Genomic DNA, 13,746 nt, shown 5'->3' on the forward strand with positions numbered 1-13,746 from the left:
CAAGGGGCCGCGGGTGAAGTCGCCCAAAGGCATGTTCATCATCTGAACAAACCAGCGAAAGCCCCAGGGGATGAACTCACCAAATGGCACCAGATGGTGCTTGTTGTAGCGGTACATGCCTTCACGCGTGGCCATAGACTCGGCCGACAAGCCTGCCACCGAGTTGGTATAGCCCACATCGAAATCACCCAGCGGCACGCCAATCAGGGCATAACGATGGCTGCCTGACCCGAACCCACTCTTGATCTGATCCCAGTAGCCCTCCGGCAACTGAGATGGCAACAAGGGAATGGCCGTCTCGGGCGCCACCACCAGTTGCCCCTTGGCCGCCACGATCTGTCGGCCATGCCAGATCAGCATGGGCACCTGGCGTTCGGACACGAATTTCTCGTCCTGCGGCACATTGCCCTGCAGCAGGCTCACGCTCAGGGCATGCCCATGAGGGCGCGTGAAGGATGGTGTCGGCATCATCGCCAGGGCCAGCACAAGGCCTGCCAGCAGCGTGGGCACACCAACGCGAACCAGGCCGCTGCGCGCACCCTGAACGGCCCATACCAGGCCGCTCACCATGAGCACCCAGACACAACCCAGGCCATACACGCCCAGCCAGGGCGCCAGCTTCACCAGCGGCGCTGACAGCATGCCGTAACCACTGGCACCCCACGGAAAGCCGGTGAAGATGACGGCACGGGCCCACTCGGCCATCAGCCACAGCCCCGAAAACAGGAGCGAATCAGCCCACCACACCTGGCGACGCCAGCGAGCCCAGGCCCAGCCGACACCGGCCATGTAGAGCGACAAGGCCGCACACAGGCCCACCACCGCCAGGCCGGACAGCCAGGCAGGCAATTCACCAAATCGATGCAGGCTGACGTACATCCAGCCCGTCGCGCCAATCAGCCAGACGGTGCCATAGGCCCAGGTGGCGACTGCGGCCTGCCTGGGCAACAAGTCATCCCGCCACAGCGCCGCCAACAGCAAGCCAAGCGCCATGGTCTGAACCACGGCGGGCGCCAGAGAAAACCAGGATGCACACCAGGGCGACAAGGACCAGGCGTGCAACGCACCGCCTGCGATGGCCCAGCGCACAGCACGATGCCGCCACCAGGGCGAAGAAGACTGCGTCATGAAGGCCGACTCACTGCTCGGCGGTTTCAGCGGCATCCGCGGCGCGCGTCACCTTGAACCAGCGCACGGCGCCACCACGGGCCAGCATCACCGCAAAGCGCAAGCCGCCCACATCGACATGCTCGCCGCGACGGGGCACGCGCCCCAACTCATGCGCCACGAGCCCACCGATGGTGTCGAAGTCTTCTTCCGGCAAGTTGGTCTCGAAGGTTTCGTTCACGGACACGATGGAGGCGTCACCCGCCACGCGCTGGCTGCCATCAGCCAGGGTGAAGATGCTCGAAGGCGTGTCCTCGTCGTCGAACTCGTCTTCGATCTCGCCAACGATTTCCTCCAGCACGTCCTCGATCGTGAGCAGCCCGGCCGTCTTGCCGAACTCGTCGATCACGATGGCCATGTGGCTGCGGTTGGAGCGGAACTCTCGCAGCAATTCATTCAGCCCCTTGGACTCCGGCACGAAAACCGGCGCACGCAACAAGGTCCGCAGGTTCAACTCAGGCGCGCGCTGCAGCTTGAGCAGATCCTTGGCCATCAGCATGCCGATGATGTTGTCCCGAGATCCCTCGAAGACGGGGAAACGGGAGTGACCGGTTTCAATCACCTGCCCCAACAACTCGTCATAAGGCGCATCGATGTCCAGCAGATCCATGCGCTTGACGGCCACCATCACATCGCCGGCCGACATGCTGGCCATGCGGATCACGCCCTCCAGCATCACACGGGATTCGGGCTCGATCAACTCCCGGTGCTCGGCATCCGCCAGGGTGGCGATCAGCTCGGCGGTGGAGTCAGGCCCAGGGGAAAGGAATTCCACCAGGCGAACAAACAGGCTGCGGGGATCACGTTCCCGTCGGGGGGAATGTGTATGGTTTTTGTCAGCCTTTGGCGGTCGACTATGAGAAGGTTCGGACACGGCAGGGGTGTCGTGGTTGGGATGCCTCAAGAATACCCTATGGCCGCGTCAATTCAGTCACACGCCCGCGGCACATGGCTCAACACGGGGCTACACTTGTGTTATGAGCCTGATTCCTGTCACCATCCTCACCGGTTTCCTGGGCAGCGGTAAAACCACGCTGCTCAAACGCATCCTCACCGAAGCTCACGGCCAGCGCATTGCCGTGATCGAAAACGAATTCGGCGAAGAGAACATCGACAACGACATCCTCGTTGCCGACACCGAAGAGCAGATCATCCAGATGAGCAACGGCTGTATCTGCTGCACGATCCGTGAAGACCTGCGCGACACCCTGTCCGATCTGGCGAAGCAAAAGCGCGCCGGCACCCTGAACTTCGACCGGGTGGTCATCGAGACCACCGGTGTGGCCGACCCGGGCCCCGTCGCCCAGACCTTCTTCATGGACGATGAGATCGCCGAGCTGTACCTGCTGGACGCCATCGTCACCCTGGTCGATGCCAAACACGGCGACAAACAACTGGACGAGCGCCAGGAAGCGCGCCGCCAGGTTGGTTTCGCCGACCAGATCTTCATGAGCAAGACCGACCTGGTGCCCCAGGAGGAGGCCGACGCCCTCTCCCACCGCATCAAGCACATGAACCCCCGCGCGCCCCAGAAGCGCGTGCACTTCGGCGACGTGGCACTCAAGGAGGTCTTTGACATCAAGGGCTTCAACCTGAACGCCAAGCTGGACATCGACCCCGACTTCCTCAAGGACGACGGTCACGCCCACCACCATCATGAGCATGGCGAACACTGCGACCATGATCACGAGCACGGCGAGCACTGCAACCATCCGCACCACCACGTGCATGACGATGACGTGAAGTCTTTCGTCTACAAATCCAACCGCCCCTTCAACCCCACCAAGCTGGAAGATTTCCTGGGCTCCATGGTCCAGATCTACGGCCCGCGCATGCTGCGCTACAAGGGGGTTCTGAATGTCACCGGCATGGACAAAAAGGTGGTCTTCCAGGGTGTTCACCAGTTGATGGGCAGCGATGTCGGCCCCAAGTGGGCGCCTGGCGAGACCAAAATCAGCAAGATGGTGTTCATCGGTATTGACCTGCCGCAGGACCTGTTCAAAGCTGGTCTGGACCAATGCCTGTCCTGAACGAGTGTCACTGAAATGCACACCTTGAGGGATAGTCTGGTGAAAACGACCCCCAAGCGTGGCTACAATCCGCGCGCTTCCTGCGTTGGCGCAAGCCGGACAGGAAGCCTCGTTTGACCTGACGGGCGATGGAGCAGTACCTGGCCACGCGTAACCGGATCAAGACTTCAGTCTGTGGATCACGCATTTTGGGAAGGAGGATCCTGTGACAAAAACATCCGCCTCTTCGAGCAAAACGGCAAGCACTGCCTCGGCCAAAGCAGCCAAGGCAGAGGCATCCGCTGCCAAGACGCCCGCCAAACCGACCGCCAAGCCTGCTACAAAGAAAGCCAGTTCCGTCACCGCCAAGGCGCCCGCCGAAGCCAAAACAGTCAAGCCCCCTGTTCAAGCTCCGGCCAAGTCAGCCGAAGCTGCCGTATCAGCCAAATCCGTGGCTACCGGACGATCGTCGTCAAAAATCAGTACCTCAGACAACATGCCCACCCCCGCCACCAAGGTTGACACCAAACTCGCCAACGCCTGGAAGACCAAAGCAGGCAAGGATCTGACCGAAGCCGAACTGCTCGCCATGCCCGAATCGGAGTACATGAGCGACAAGCAGCTGGATTTCTTCCGCGCCTGCCTCGAAGCCCAGAAGGAAGATCTGCTGTCCAACGCCGGCGAGACCACCGAGCACCTGCGCGAAGACACCTCCATCGTGCCCGATCCTGCCGACCGCGCAACGATCGAGGAAGAGCACGCCCTGGAACTGCGCACCCGTGATCGCGAGCGCAAGCTGCTCAAGAAGATCTCGCAGGCGCTGGTTCGCATCGATTCCGGTGAATATGGCTTCTGTGACGAAACCGGTGAGCCCATCGGCCTGGGGCGCCTGCTGGCCCGCCCTACCGCCACGCTGTCCCTCGAAGCGCAACAGCGCCGTGAGCTCAAGCAAAAGATGTTTGGCGACTGAACTTCATGAGTAAAGAATCTGGCGGCTTCCTGCGCAAAGTTGCGCGCTTCGTGGCCAATCCGACAACGGATTGGACGGAGCTGGACGCGCCCAAGGAAGACGCTGGCGAGAGTGATTACGCCAAAGGCGAAATCAAGGCCATGATCGAGCGCAAGCGGCGCAATGACTTCGTGCGCAAGCGCGAGCTCGACATGCTGCGCAAGATCCGCCGCGAAGGCCTCAGCCCCGACAATGCCCTGGCACTGAGCAGCCCGTCCAATATGGACCCGGACTCTCGCCCACAGGGCGGCGCGCGCTCGGACATCGCGGTCAAGGCCAAAATCGATGAAATTGAATTGCAGATGGTGGGAGGCGCGAGCCGCCAACCCCCCATGATGCAACCGGCCGCCCTGCCCTCTGCGCCCGGCCGCCTGGCTGACCCGGCGACCACCGCACCCAACACGCTGACAGCACCGGCCACGCTGCCCTACGACGACGAGCCCCCACAGATCTCGCAGGCTGTACTGGACATGGCGCGCGCCACGGCGCCCCGCATGGCCTCGAACAAGCCCACGGCGTCTGCGCAACCCAGCATTCACGGTGACCTGAACGTCCATGTGGTGGAGGTGGTGCACGATCCGGAACTGGACGAAGCCGTCATCGCGTTTGCCAACGCCGACTTTGACCAGTGCGAACAGAATCTGCTGGATCTGGTACACCCCGGTGCAGAGCGACACGATCAGGCCGAAACCTGGCTCGTGCTGTTCGACCTGTATCGGGCACTCGATCTGCAGCAGAAATTCGACAATCTGGCGGTCTCCTACGCCCAGAAATTTGGTGTCTCGGCGCCTCAGTGGTACTCCCTGCCACAAAAAGTCGCGTCCTTCCTGTCCAACAAGGACAACCGCAACCTCAGCGCCCCCGACATCAGCTCGGCCGTTCTGAACGCGCCAACCACGGAGCCTGCAGAACTGGAGCAGGCACCGGTCAGCCTTGAGGGGTGGATTGCCCCCACCAGCTTTGATCAGGAAGCCGCCGCCAGCCTGCGCATTGAAGTCCTGCAGATGCCCCGTCCATGGATCATGGACTGGAGCAACGTGAGCAGCGTGTCGCCTGAAGGTGCCGCTCAGCTTGTTCAGCTGATGCGCCAGTGGGCGAGAGAGGCTCAGGAGCTGATCTGGATCGGTGTGCCTCAATTGCTGGATGTACTGGGTGAAAGCTCGCCTACCGGCGTCAAGGATGCCGACCCCGCCTACTGGATGCTCCGCCTGGAGGTCCTGAGGCTGTGCAATCGTCCTGACCAGTTTGACGAGACCGCCATCGATTACTGCGTCACGTACGAGCTGTCACCCCCATCGTGGGAACACGCCAGTTGCCGCGTGCGCGAGCAGACAGACAACATCCACCCGCACACCCGCCCCCTCTCGCACGTGGGCGAGGTCACCACCAGCTTCGTCGAATCCCAGATGCACGACGAAGTCGAGTTCGTGCAGGTCGCTGCACTGAACCTGTCAGGCCAGTTGGTGGGCGATATCGGTCAGACGCTGTCCCAGCTGGACGACCAGCTCAGCGCCAGTGTCACCCTTGAAATCGATTGTTCCTACCTGTTGCGCGTGGACTTCATCGCGGCAGGTGACCTGCTTAACTGGGTGCTGGCTCGTCGCGCGGAAGACCGCCAGGTTGTGTTCAACAACCCGCACCGCCTGATTGCCCTGTTCTTCGGCGCCATGGGCATCAACGAACACGCCAAGGTCAAGCTCCAGACCACCTGAGCTGGAACAAGATGCCCCCTTGAAACGGGGCGAGACCGCCCTCACCTGACGCGGTGTCGTGCGCAAGCACTTTTCACACGATCCTCGCGTCATGGATTCCTATCACGGCACCACCATTGTCAGCATCCGCCGACAGACCCCCAACGGCTGGCAAGTCGCCATGGGCGGTGATGGTCAGGTCACACTGGGCCACATCGTGGTCAAGGCTTCGGCCCGCAAGGTCCGCAAACTCTACAAGGATCAGGTGCTGGCCGGCTTTGCCGGTGCCACCGCCGATGCCTTCACGCTCTTCGAGCGCTTTGAGGCCAAGCTGGAAAAGCACCAGGGCAACCTCACCCGTGCGGCCGTCGAACTGACGCGCGACTGGCGCACCGATCGCGTACTGCGCAAGCTCGAAGCCATGCTGGCGGTGGCTGACCGGGAAACCTCATTGATCATCACCGGCAATGGCGATGTGCTGGAGCCCGAGCACGGCATCATCGCCATCGGATCAGGTGGCGCCTATGCTCAGGCGGCCGCTCGCGCCCTGGCTGCCAACACCGAACTGCCGGCCGCAGAGATGGTCAAGAAGTCGCTGGAGATCGCTGGCGACCTGTGCATTTACACCAACCAGAATCACACGATTGTTTCGCTGGACTGAACCACCATGAGCATGACACCCCAAGAGATCGTCAGCGAACTCGACCGCCACATCGTCGGGCAGCGTGAAGCCAAGCGCGCCGTCGCCATCGCCCTGCGCAACCGCTGGCGCCGGCAACAAGTGGATGACAAGTTGCGCAGCGAGATCACACCCAAGAACATCCTGATGATCGGCCCAACCGGCGTCGGCAAGACCGAAATCGCCCGTCGACTGGCCAAGCTGGCAGACGCCCCCTTCATCAAGGTCGAAGCCACCAAGTTCACCGAAGTCGGCTATGTGGGCAAGGACGTCGACACCATCATCCGCGATCTGGTGGAGTCCGCCGTCAAGCAGGAGCGCGCACACCAGATGCATGTCCAGCGAGCCAAGGCCGAGGATGCCGCTGAAGAACGGCTGCTCGACGTGCTGGTGCCGCCTCCCCGTTCGGAATTCGGCATCGCCCATGCGCCATCAAGCGACAACACGGCGCGCCAGGTGATGCGCAAGCGCCTGCGCGAAGGCAGCATGGATGACCGCGAGATCGAGATCGAGTTGTCCGACATGAAGACACCCACCGTCGAGATCATGAGCCCTGCGGGCATGGAAGACATGGCCGAACAACTGCGGGGCATGTTCTCCCAGATGGGACAGACCAAACGCAAGACTCGCAAGGTGACCGTGGCGGAGGCCCGCACGCAACTCATCGAGGAAGAAGCCGCCAAGCTGCTCAACGATGAAGACATCAAGACGCGTGCACTGGAGCGTGCCGAACAGAACGGCATTGTCTTCATTGACGAGATCGACAAGGTGGCCAGCCGATCGGAGGGCCAAGGCGCCGAGGTCTCACGCCAGGGCGTGCAACGCGACCTGCTACCCCTGGTCGAGGGCACCACGGTCAACACGAAGTACGGCATGGTCAAGACCGACCATATCCTCTTCATTGCCTCGGGCGCCTTCCATCTCAGCCGCCCCAGTGACCTCATCCCGGAACTGCAGGGGCGCTTCCCCATCCGGGTCGAACTGTCATCCCTGGCGGTGGAAGACTTCGAGGCCATTCTCACGCAACCGTCAGCCAGCCTGATCAAGCAATACCAGGCGCTGCTGTTGGCAGAGGGCGTCACGTTGAACTTCACCCCGGAGGCCATACGCCGCCTGGCGCAGATCGCCTTCGAGGTCAACGAGCGCACCGAGAACATCGGCGCACGTCGCCTGTCGACCGTGATGGAGCGTCTGCTGGACGAACTGTCATTCAACGCGCCAGACCTGTCAGGCCAGGCTCATACCGTGGATGTCGATGAAGTGGATCGCCGACTCGGCGAACTGGCCCGCAACGAGGACCTGTCTCGCTTCATCCTGTAAGGGCAGGATCAGCCCGCGTCTGCGGGCGTCGACGCCGCGGCCAGCGTGAGGAGTCCCTCGAAGATGAGGTTCTCCACCACGCAGGTCGGCAACTCGTCCACGTGCGACAAGCGCGACACTGCACCGCCCGACATGATCAGCAGCGGCTCGCTGCCGCACTTCACTCGCAAGCGACGCAGGCTGCGCTCGATGGCGCCCGCGATGGCATCGGTGCCGCCGCTCATCAGGGCATCACTGGTGTTGGTCGGGAAGTCACGCACTTCGCCCGTGGGGACCTTCAAACCTGCCGTGCCGCTCTCCAGCGCGCGGTACATCAGACCAAAGCCGGGCAGGATCAACCCGCCCAGAAAGCGGCCTTTCGGATCCACGGCATCCACGGTCACGGCTGTTCCCACCATCACGGCCAGTACCGCAGGCGGATTGACGGGTGACTGCTGCAAGGCGCGCTGCCGCGCACCGATGATGGCCGCCCAGCGATCCGAACCCAGTCGCTGTGGATGCTCGTAACCGTTGATCACGCCCGCTGCCTGGGCACTGGAAGACAACCAGTGCGGCGCCAGGCCCCAACCTTCGATCAACTGCTCTTCAACGCGCTTCTTGATGGCCTCGCCAGCCACCACGCAACCCAGCATGCCCTCAGGCTTGTGCATCAGGTTCTTCCAGTGCAATTCCCAGAGGTAATCGATGTCTTCGAGTACCACCGCGCCGTGAGCCAGCAATTCGGCACCAGGGGCCGGATGGGCATACAAGCCCCACTTCAGACGGGTGTTACCAATATCAATGACCAGGAAAGACATGCATGAATCTCTTGAGAGAGGAACACCCGGGGGGACTGGATGGCTGGCATTGTCGCTGCAATATGCTGTAAGAATCGTTGCCGCAGTGCAGCAAACGCACCACGCTGCGGAAACAACTACTCAAGAAGGGGGGACATCTCATTGGGAAGTTCGGATATTGTGCGATCCGAAACGCGACAGCCATCGACCCCGATCCGCTAGCGCGTCAACGAATTGACATATCGAAGCATCGGAGAGAGCCATGAAGTCATTCACACGCGAGCTGATCCTGTCGACCATCGTGGCGACAGCCTTGCCGGTCTGGGCCGCCCTGGACATCAAAGGCGCCAAGTTCAACGACACCTACCAACTGGCCAACCAGCCACTGCAGCTCAATGGTGCCGGCGTGCGCGTGAAAGTGATTGTGGATGTCTACGCGGCAGGTCTTTACGTGGCCAAAAAGGAGCACTCGGCCAGTGCGCTGCTGACTCAGTCCGGCCCCAAGAGCATGCAGATCGTGCTGCTGCGCGACCTGACGGGCGAGGACTTCGCGGACGCCATGATCAAGGGCTTCAAGAAGAACAACAGCGACAACGAAATTGCCCGCTTCCAGGCCAAGCTGGAAGAAATCCGTAACCAGATGATGGCCTTTGGCCAGGTCAGGAAGGGCACGACCATCCGAATTGACAACACACCAGGCAGCGGCACACGCGTGCTGGTAGATGGCGTTCAGAAAGGCACGGAAATCAGCGGTGATGATTTCTACGCTGCGTTGCTGCGCATCTGGCTGGGCAACTCGCCCGTCGACTCCGACCTGAAAGACGCCCTTCTTGGCGCTCGGTAAGCAAACGTCACAACGTTCATGTGACGAAATTGGCAGGCTGGGGGCAAGCCCCGCTTGCCAAATTCAGACAAAGTGCCGATAAGGTGATCATGCGTAATGGGGTAACCCTTCCATGATCGACAAAGCCCTGCCCTCACTGCGTGCCTGGACCGACGCCTTCAGCCGCGTCGAAATCCCTGTGCTGCCCGGTTCCGTGGCCGAGTTGAATCAGCTGCGCATGATCGAGGAAACCAAGGGCACGGTCGACGCGCACACCCTGGCCGATGGCCTGGCCAACGACCCCCTGATGACATTGAAGGTGCTGGTGCACGTGTCGCGCTATTGCACGCGCCTGAGCGTGGAGCCGCCCGAAACGCTGGTTGGCGCCATCGTGATGCAAGGCATCACCCCCTTCTTCAGGGCATTCAAGGACACGACCACCATCCTGGAGTGGCTGCACGAGCAGCCTGATGCGCTCAGTGGACTGATCAAGGTCATCACACGAGCTCGCCGTGCAGCGCACTTCGCCATGGGTTTCGCCTTGAGACGCCAGGATGAAGACGCCACCGTGATCCAGGAGGCTGCGCTGCTGCACGACTTCACGGAAATGCTGCTGTGGTGCCATGCGCCGAAACTGGCCCTGGAAATCGCCACCAGACAGAAAGCGGACTACACCATCCGCTCGGCGGACATCCAGCGCGAAGTGCTGGGCATCGAATTGGGCGATCTGTCACAGGAGCTGATGCGACTTTGGCAACTGCCCTACCTGCTCATCAAATGCACGGACGACCACAACGCCGCCGACCCCAAGATCCGCAACGTGATGCTCGGTGTACGTATCGCCCGCCACACCCAGTATGGCTGGGACGACCCACACGCCCAGGCGGCCTTGCCGGATGACGTGGGCGAAGTGGCCAGGCTGCTGAACCTCTCGCACGATGCGGCCTACCGCCTGGTCCAGGGCATGGACAACTGAGGTGTGACGACCTCAGCGCCCTGCAGCTCAATGGATGCTGACAGATGAGCGCATCGCGTGCACGGCGCCCGCGCCAAATGCCGCGCCGAAACGCTTGGCCAGACGCTCGGCCAGGTTTTCCTTCTGGGTGTAGTCGATGATGTCTTCGGCCTTGACCACATCACGCGCCACCTGATCCAGGCTGCCGAGGTGATCTGCGAGACCGAGCTCCATCGCCTGCTGACCATTCCAGAACAGGCCCGAGAACGTTTCCGGCGTTTCCTTCAAGCGCTTGCCACGCCCTTGGCGCACGACCTGAATGAACTGCTGGTGGATCTGATCCAGCATGGCTTGCGCGAAGCCGTCCTGGCGGGGGTTGCGCGGCGAGAAGGGATCCAGCATGCCCTTGTTCTCGCCGGCCGTCATCAGCCTGCGCTCGACGCCCACCTTGTCCATGATGCCGGTGAAACCGAAACCATCCATCAGCACGCCGATGGAGCCGACCATGGAGGCCTTGTCGACGAAGATCTGATCGGCCGACACGGCGATGTAATAAGCCGCTGAGGCACACATCTCTTCGCAGACCGCATACACCTTCTTCTTGTGCAGGGCCTTCAGGCGGCGCACTTCGTCATTGACCAGACCGGCCTGCACAGGACTGCCACCAGGCGAGTTGATGCGCAAGACCACAGCCTGAGCACCCACGTCTTCAAAAGCGCTGCGCAAGGCTGCCAGCAGGTTGTCGGCATTGGCCTCGGTATCGGCACCGATCTCGCCACGCACCTCGACCAGTGCCGTGTGCGGCGTGACAGGCGACTTGGCCGAGGGCACGTTCTGGATCGTGGCCCAGATGATGGTGGCGGCCACGCCCATCCAGACGATGCGCCAGAACCAGCGCCAGCGCTGCTCGCGTCGCTGCTGATCCAGATATGCCTGGGCAAACTGATTCAGCAAGGTGTTCTGGGTCGCAGACAGGTTGTCCGACGAGGAAGGATCGACAGCGCTCATGAGCAGGCTCGGTTGAAAGAAGAGGAATCAGAACAATGGCTGAAAACGTTCCGTAGGATACCAATACACCTGCCCGGCTTCTTCGGAAAGCCGAATGGCCTCCAGACGCGCTCCGGGGCAAGGTCCGCTGACGCATTGGCCATTGGGTGGGTCATACAGGGCGCCATGCACGGAACAGATGATGAAGCGCTTGTCCATGTCCCAGAATTTGCCGGGTTGCCAGTCCATCTCGGCCGGAACATGGGCGCAACGGTTCAGGTAAGCCAGTGCAACCTGATCGTAGCGCACCGCAAAAGCTGGCACTGAGCGCCCCCATTCCAGCACCTCGAAGGTCACGGCATCGCCGCACTCCTGCAGGGCGGCGGATTCGCACAGGTGCTGCGGCGTCAGGTTCAACTCAGGCATGCTGGCGCAGCCAATCGTGCAACTCGGTCATCGAGTGCGCCACAAACCGGGTCGGGTAGTCTGCGAACGCTGCGGGCTCGTGCGCCCCGAAGCTGACCGCCACACTGTGCGTGCCGGCGTTGACGGCGAGTTGCAGGTCATGCGTGGTGTCGCCGATCATCAAGGTGCGCTCGGGTTCGACCCCGAATTCTGCGATCAGCTCCTGCAGCATGCGAGGATGCGGCTTCGAGAAGGTTTCATCGGCCGTGCGTGAACTGTCGAACAGGCCCACCAACTCGACATGCGCCAAGGCCTCGTCCAGACCCTGCCGGGTCTTGCCCGTGGCCACCGCCAGCCAATGGTTGCGCTCTTTCAAGGTGGCCAGCAAGGGCAACACCCCCTCGAACAGGCTCAGCTCGTGCTGACGCTTGAAATAGTGGTGCCGATAACGCTGCCCCAGTTCAGGCACACGCTCGACCGGCAAGGTGGGTGCGACGTGCGCCAGGGCATCGTGCAGGCCCAGACCGATCACATAGGCGGCCTGCGTGCGCTCGGGCACGGGCAAGCCCAGGTCCTCGCAGGCGGACTGGATGCAGCGCACGATCAGCGCCGTGGAGTCGTACAGCGTGCCATCCCAGTCGAACACGACCAGATCGTAGGCGCGAGGACGCAAACCATTGTCGAAAGGATTCAAGTGAACTCCTGTGTTGCGCCTGTGACTTTACTTGGCCGCCGATGACACCGCCGTCAGTGCGGACAGCAGGTTGTTGCATTCCGGCGGCAAAGGGGCCTCCAGCACGATGTCTTCGCCCGTCACGGGATGCGGCAGACGCAGATAACGGGCATGGAGGAACATGCGCTCGAACCGCCCGTCGTTCAACTTGTCTCGACTGACACCGGGCACCGACTCGGCACCCGGGCCACGCGCCAGTGCCTTGTTGAGCGTGAAGTCACCGTACTTTTCATCACCGACGATCGGATGCCCTTCGTGCGACAGGTGCACGCGGATCTGATGGGTACGCCCCGTCTTGATGGTGACATCCAGCAGACTGAAGCCCTGATAGCGCTGCAGCACCTTGACCAGCGTGATCGAGCGACGGCCTTCATCGTCGTCGCCCTTGACGGCCTTCACGCGGCGCTCGCCATCAGCGGTCAGGAATTTATGCAAGGCCACGTCGATCACTTTCTTGCGATCTGGCCAATCACCGATCACCAGCGCGGCATAGGTCTTGTGCGCCTGACGGTGGCGGAAGAAGTCCTGCAAGGCCACCAGCGCGCTGCGCTTTTTGGCGATCAGCAGGATGCCCGAGGTTTCCTTGTCCAGGCGATGCACCAGTTCCAGAAACCGAGACTCGGGCCGCGCGCGGCGCAATTGTTCGATCACGCCAAAGCTGACGCCACTGCCGCCGTGCACGGCCACGCCCGCCGGCTTGTTGATGGCCAGCACATGCTCGTCTTCAAACAGCACGGGGAACTCGCGGGCGGGTACGGCCGCGGCCTTGGCCTCGTCTTTTTCTGCCAGACGCAGGGGCGGCACGCGGACGTCATCGCCCAGCACCAGCTTGGTCTCGGCAGACGCCCTGCCCTTGTTCACCCGCACCTCGCCGCTGCGAATGATGCGGTAGACCAGGGTCTTGGGTGCCCCCTTGAGCACCTTGATCAGGAAGTTGTCCAGGCGCTGACCGGCACCGCCTTCATCGATGATGATGTGCTGCACCTGCGCAACAGATGGCACTGGGGCTTTCACGGATGCTGCGGGGACAACCGGCGACTTGGCCGGGGTCTTGCGCGCGACAGACACCCTCGTTGGGGGCTTGACCTTGCCGGACGGCTGTGTTTTCGCGGCTATTTTGGAGCGGCGGGATGCGGATTTCGCACCTATAATGGGCTGAGCCACGTTATGAAATGTTTGTTTGTTGATATGG

The 13,746-nt window shown here is 61.8% G+C and carries 14 protein-coding genes; 7 read left to right on the plus strand and 7 right to left on the minus strand.

Features of this window, described 5'->3' with window-relative positions:
- Together lnt and VFW93_RS15260 are read right to left on the minus strand one after the other, a co-directional pair.
- Window positions 1-1,128 (minus strand): apolipoprotein N-acyltransferase (gene lnt, locus VFW93_RS15255; RefSeq protein WP_329694820.1); only part of this gene is annotated, 1,128 nt, incomplete at its 3' end.
- Between the two features lie 10 nt (window positions 1,129-1,138).
- Complete coding sequence (locus tag VFW93_RS15260; protein ID WP_414639691.1) at window positions 1,139-2,041, minus strand: HlyC/CorC family transporter; 903 nt, start codon at window positions 2,039-2,041, stop codon at window positions 1,139-1,141.
- A gap of 103 nt (window positions 2,042-2,144) precedes the next feature.
- Between VFW93_RS15260 and VFW93_RS15265 the strand changes: the two genes are divergently transcribed.
- The 5 genes from VFW93_RS15265 to hslU all read left to right on the plus strand — a co-directional run bounded on the left by VFW93_RS15265 (window position 2,145) and on the right by hslU (window position 7,875).
- Window positions 2,145-3,197, plus strand: coding sequence for a GTP-binding protein (locus VFW93_RS15265; RefSeq protein WP_329694821.1), 1,053 nt, complete (start codon window positions 2,145-2,147; stop codon window positions 3,195-3,197).
- A 205-nt stretch (window positions 3,198-3,402) separates the two neighbouring features.
- Window positions 3,403-4,146 (plus strand): RNA polymerase-binding protein DksA, encoded by a 744-nt coding sequence (dksA, locus tag VFW93_RS15270; RefSeq protein ID WP_329694822.1) that lies wholly within the window; start codon window positions 3,403-3,405, stop codon window positions 4,144-4,146.
- 5 nt (window positions 4,147-4,151) lie between these two features.
- Window positions 4,152-5,897 carry an STAS domain-containing protein gene (locus tag VFW93_RS15275; RefSeq protein WP_329694823.1) on the plus strand — a complete coding sequence of 582 codons (1,746 nt, stop codon included), beginning with the start codon at window positions 4,152-4,154 and terminating at the stop codon, window positions 5,895-5,897.
- Window positions 5,898-5,988: 91 nt separating this feature from the next.
- Window positions 5,989-6,537, plus strand: a complete 549-nt coding sequence (gene hslV / locus VFW93_RS15280) for an ATP-dependent protease subunit HslV (protein ID WP_329694824.1) — start codon at window positions 5,989-5,991, stop codon at window positions 6,535-6,537.
- Window positions 6,538-6,549: 12 nt separating this feature from the next.
- On the plus strand, window positions 6,550-7,875 hold the full coding sequence (gene hslU, locus VFW93_RS15285; protein ID WP_414639692.1) for an ATP-dependent protease ATPase subunit HslU: 1,326 nt from the start codon (window positions 6,550-6,552) through the stop codon (window positions 7,873-7,875).
- Window positions 7,876-7,883: 8 nt separating this feature from the next.
- On the opposite strand, the gene VFW93_RS15290 is transcribed toward hslU, so the two are convergent.
- On the minus strand, window positions 7,884-8,672 hold the full coding sequence (locus VFW93_RS15290) for a type III pantothenate kinase (protein WP_329694826.1): 789 nt from the start codon (window positions 8,670-8,672) through the stop codon (window positions 7,884-7,886).
- Between the two features lie 241 nt (window positions 8,673-8,913).
- Here VFW93_RS15290 and VFW93_RS15295 point away from each other — a divergent pair, with 241 nt between their 5' ends.
- Entirely contained in the window at window positions 8,914-9,495 is a 582-nt protein-coding gene (locus VFW93_RS15295) for a chalcone isomerase family protein (RefSeq protein WP_329694827.1), read from the plus strand.
- Window positions 9,496-9,607: 112 nt separating this feature from the next.
- Window positions 9,608-10,450 (plus strand): HDOD domain-containing protein, encoded by an 843-nt coding sequence (locus VFW93_RS15300; RefSeq protein ID WP_329694828.1) that lies wholly within the window; start codon window positions 9,608-9,610, stop codon window positions 10,448-10,450.
- 27 nt (window positions 10,451-10,477) lie between these two features.
- Here the strand turns inward: VFW93_RS15300 and VFW93_RS15305 are convergent, their stop codons facing one another.
- Genes VFW93_RS15305 through VFW93_RS15320 form a run of 4 tightly spaced genes read right to left on the minus strand, consistent with a single transcriptional unit; the run spans window position 10,478 to window position 13,538 of the window.
- Complete coding sequence (locus VFW93_RS15305) at window positions 10,478-11,437, minus strand: S49 family peptidase (RefSeq protein ID WP_329694829.1); 960 nt, start codon at window positions 11,435-11,437, stop codon at window positions 10,478-10,480.
- Window positions 11,438-11,464: 27 nt separating this feature from the next.
- A complete protein-coding gene (locus VFW93_RS15310) occupies window positions 11,465-11,842 on the minus strand; it encodes a Rieske (2Fe-2S) protein (RefSeq protein WP_329694830.1) in 378 nt (125 codons plus the stop codon).
- Entirely contained in the window at window positions 11,835-12,515 is a 681-nt protein-coding gene (locus VFW93_RS15315; RefSeq protein WP_329694831.1) for an HAD-IA family hydrolase, read from the minus strand. The genes VFW93_RS15310 and VFW93_RS15315 overlap by 8 nt, the downstream gene beginning before the upstream one ends.
- Window positions 12,516-12,542: 27 nt before the next feature.
- Window positions 12,543-13,538: an RluA family pseudouridine synthase gene (locus VFW93_RS15320; protein WP_329694844.1), complete on the minus strand. Its 996-nt coding sequence runs from the start codon at window positions 13,536-13,538 to the stop codon at window positions 12,543-12,545.
- Window positions 13,539-13,746 lie beyond the last annotated feature (208 nt).

Source organism: Aquabacterium sp., from assembly GCF_036279675.1.
Classification (GTDB): domain Bacteria; phylum Pseudomonadota; class Gammaproteobacteria; order Burkholderiales; family Burkholderiaceae_C; genus Aquabacterium.

Bases quoted from the DNA above. Each gene is read 5' to 3' on its own strand.
- VFW93_RS15295 (WP_329694827.1), top strand. From the start codon at position 8,914: ATGAAGTCATTCACACGCGAGCTGATCCTGTCGACCATCGTGGCGACA.
- VFW93_RS15300 (WP_329694828.1), top strand. From the start codon at position 9,608: ATGATCGACAAAGCCCTGCCCTCACTGCGTGCCTGGACCGACGCCTTC.
- VFW93_RS15275 (WP_329694823.1), top strand. From the start codon at position 4,152: ATGAGTAAAGAATCTGGCGGCTTCCTGCGCAAAGTTGCGCGCTTCGTG.
- VFW93_RS15305 (WP_329694829.1), bottom strand. From the start codon at position 11,437: ATGAGCGCTGTCGATCCTTCCTCGTCGGACAACCTGTCTGCGACCCAG.
- VFW93_RS15310 (WP_329694830.1), bottom strand. From the start codon at position 11,842: ATGCCTGAGTTGAACCTGACGCCGCAGCACCTGTGCGAATCCGCCGCC.
- VFW93_RS15290 (WP_329694826.1), bottom strand. From the start codon at position 8,672: ATGTCTTTCCTGGTCATTGATATTGGTAACACCCGTCTGAAGTGGGGC.
- VFW93_RS15265 (WP_329694821.1), top strand. From the start codon at position 2,145: ATGAGCCTGATTCCTGTCACCATCCTCACCGGTTTCCTGGGCAGCGGT.
- hslU (WP_414639692.1), top strand. From the start codon at position 6,550: ATGACACCCCAAGAGATCGTCAGCGAACTCGACCGCCACATCGTCGGG.
- hslV (WP_329694824.1), top strand. From the start codon at position 5,989: ATGGATTCCTATCACGGCACCACCATTGTCAGCATCCGCCGACAGACC.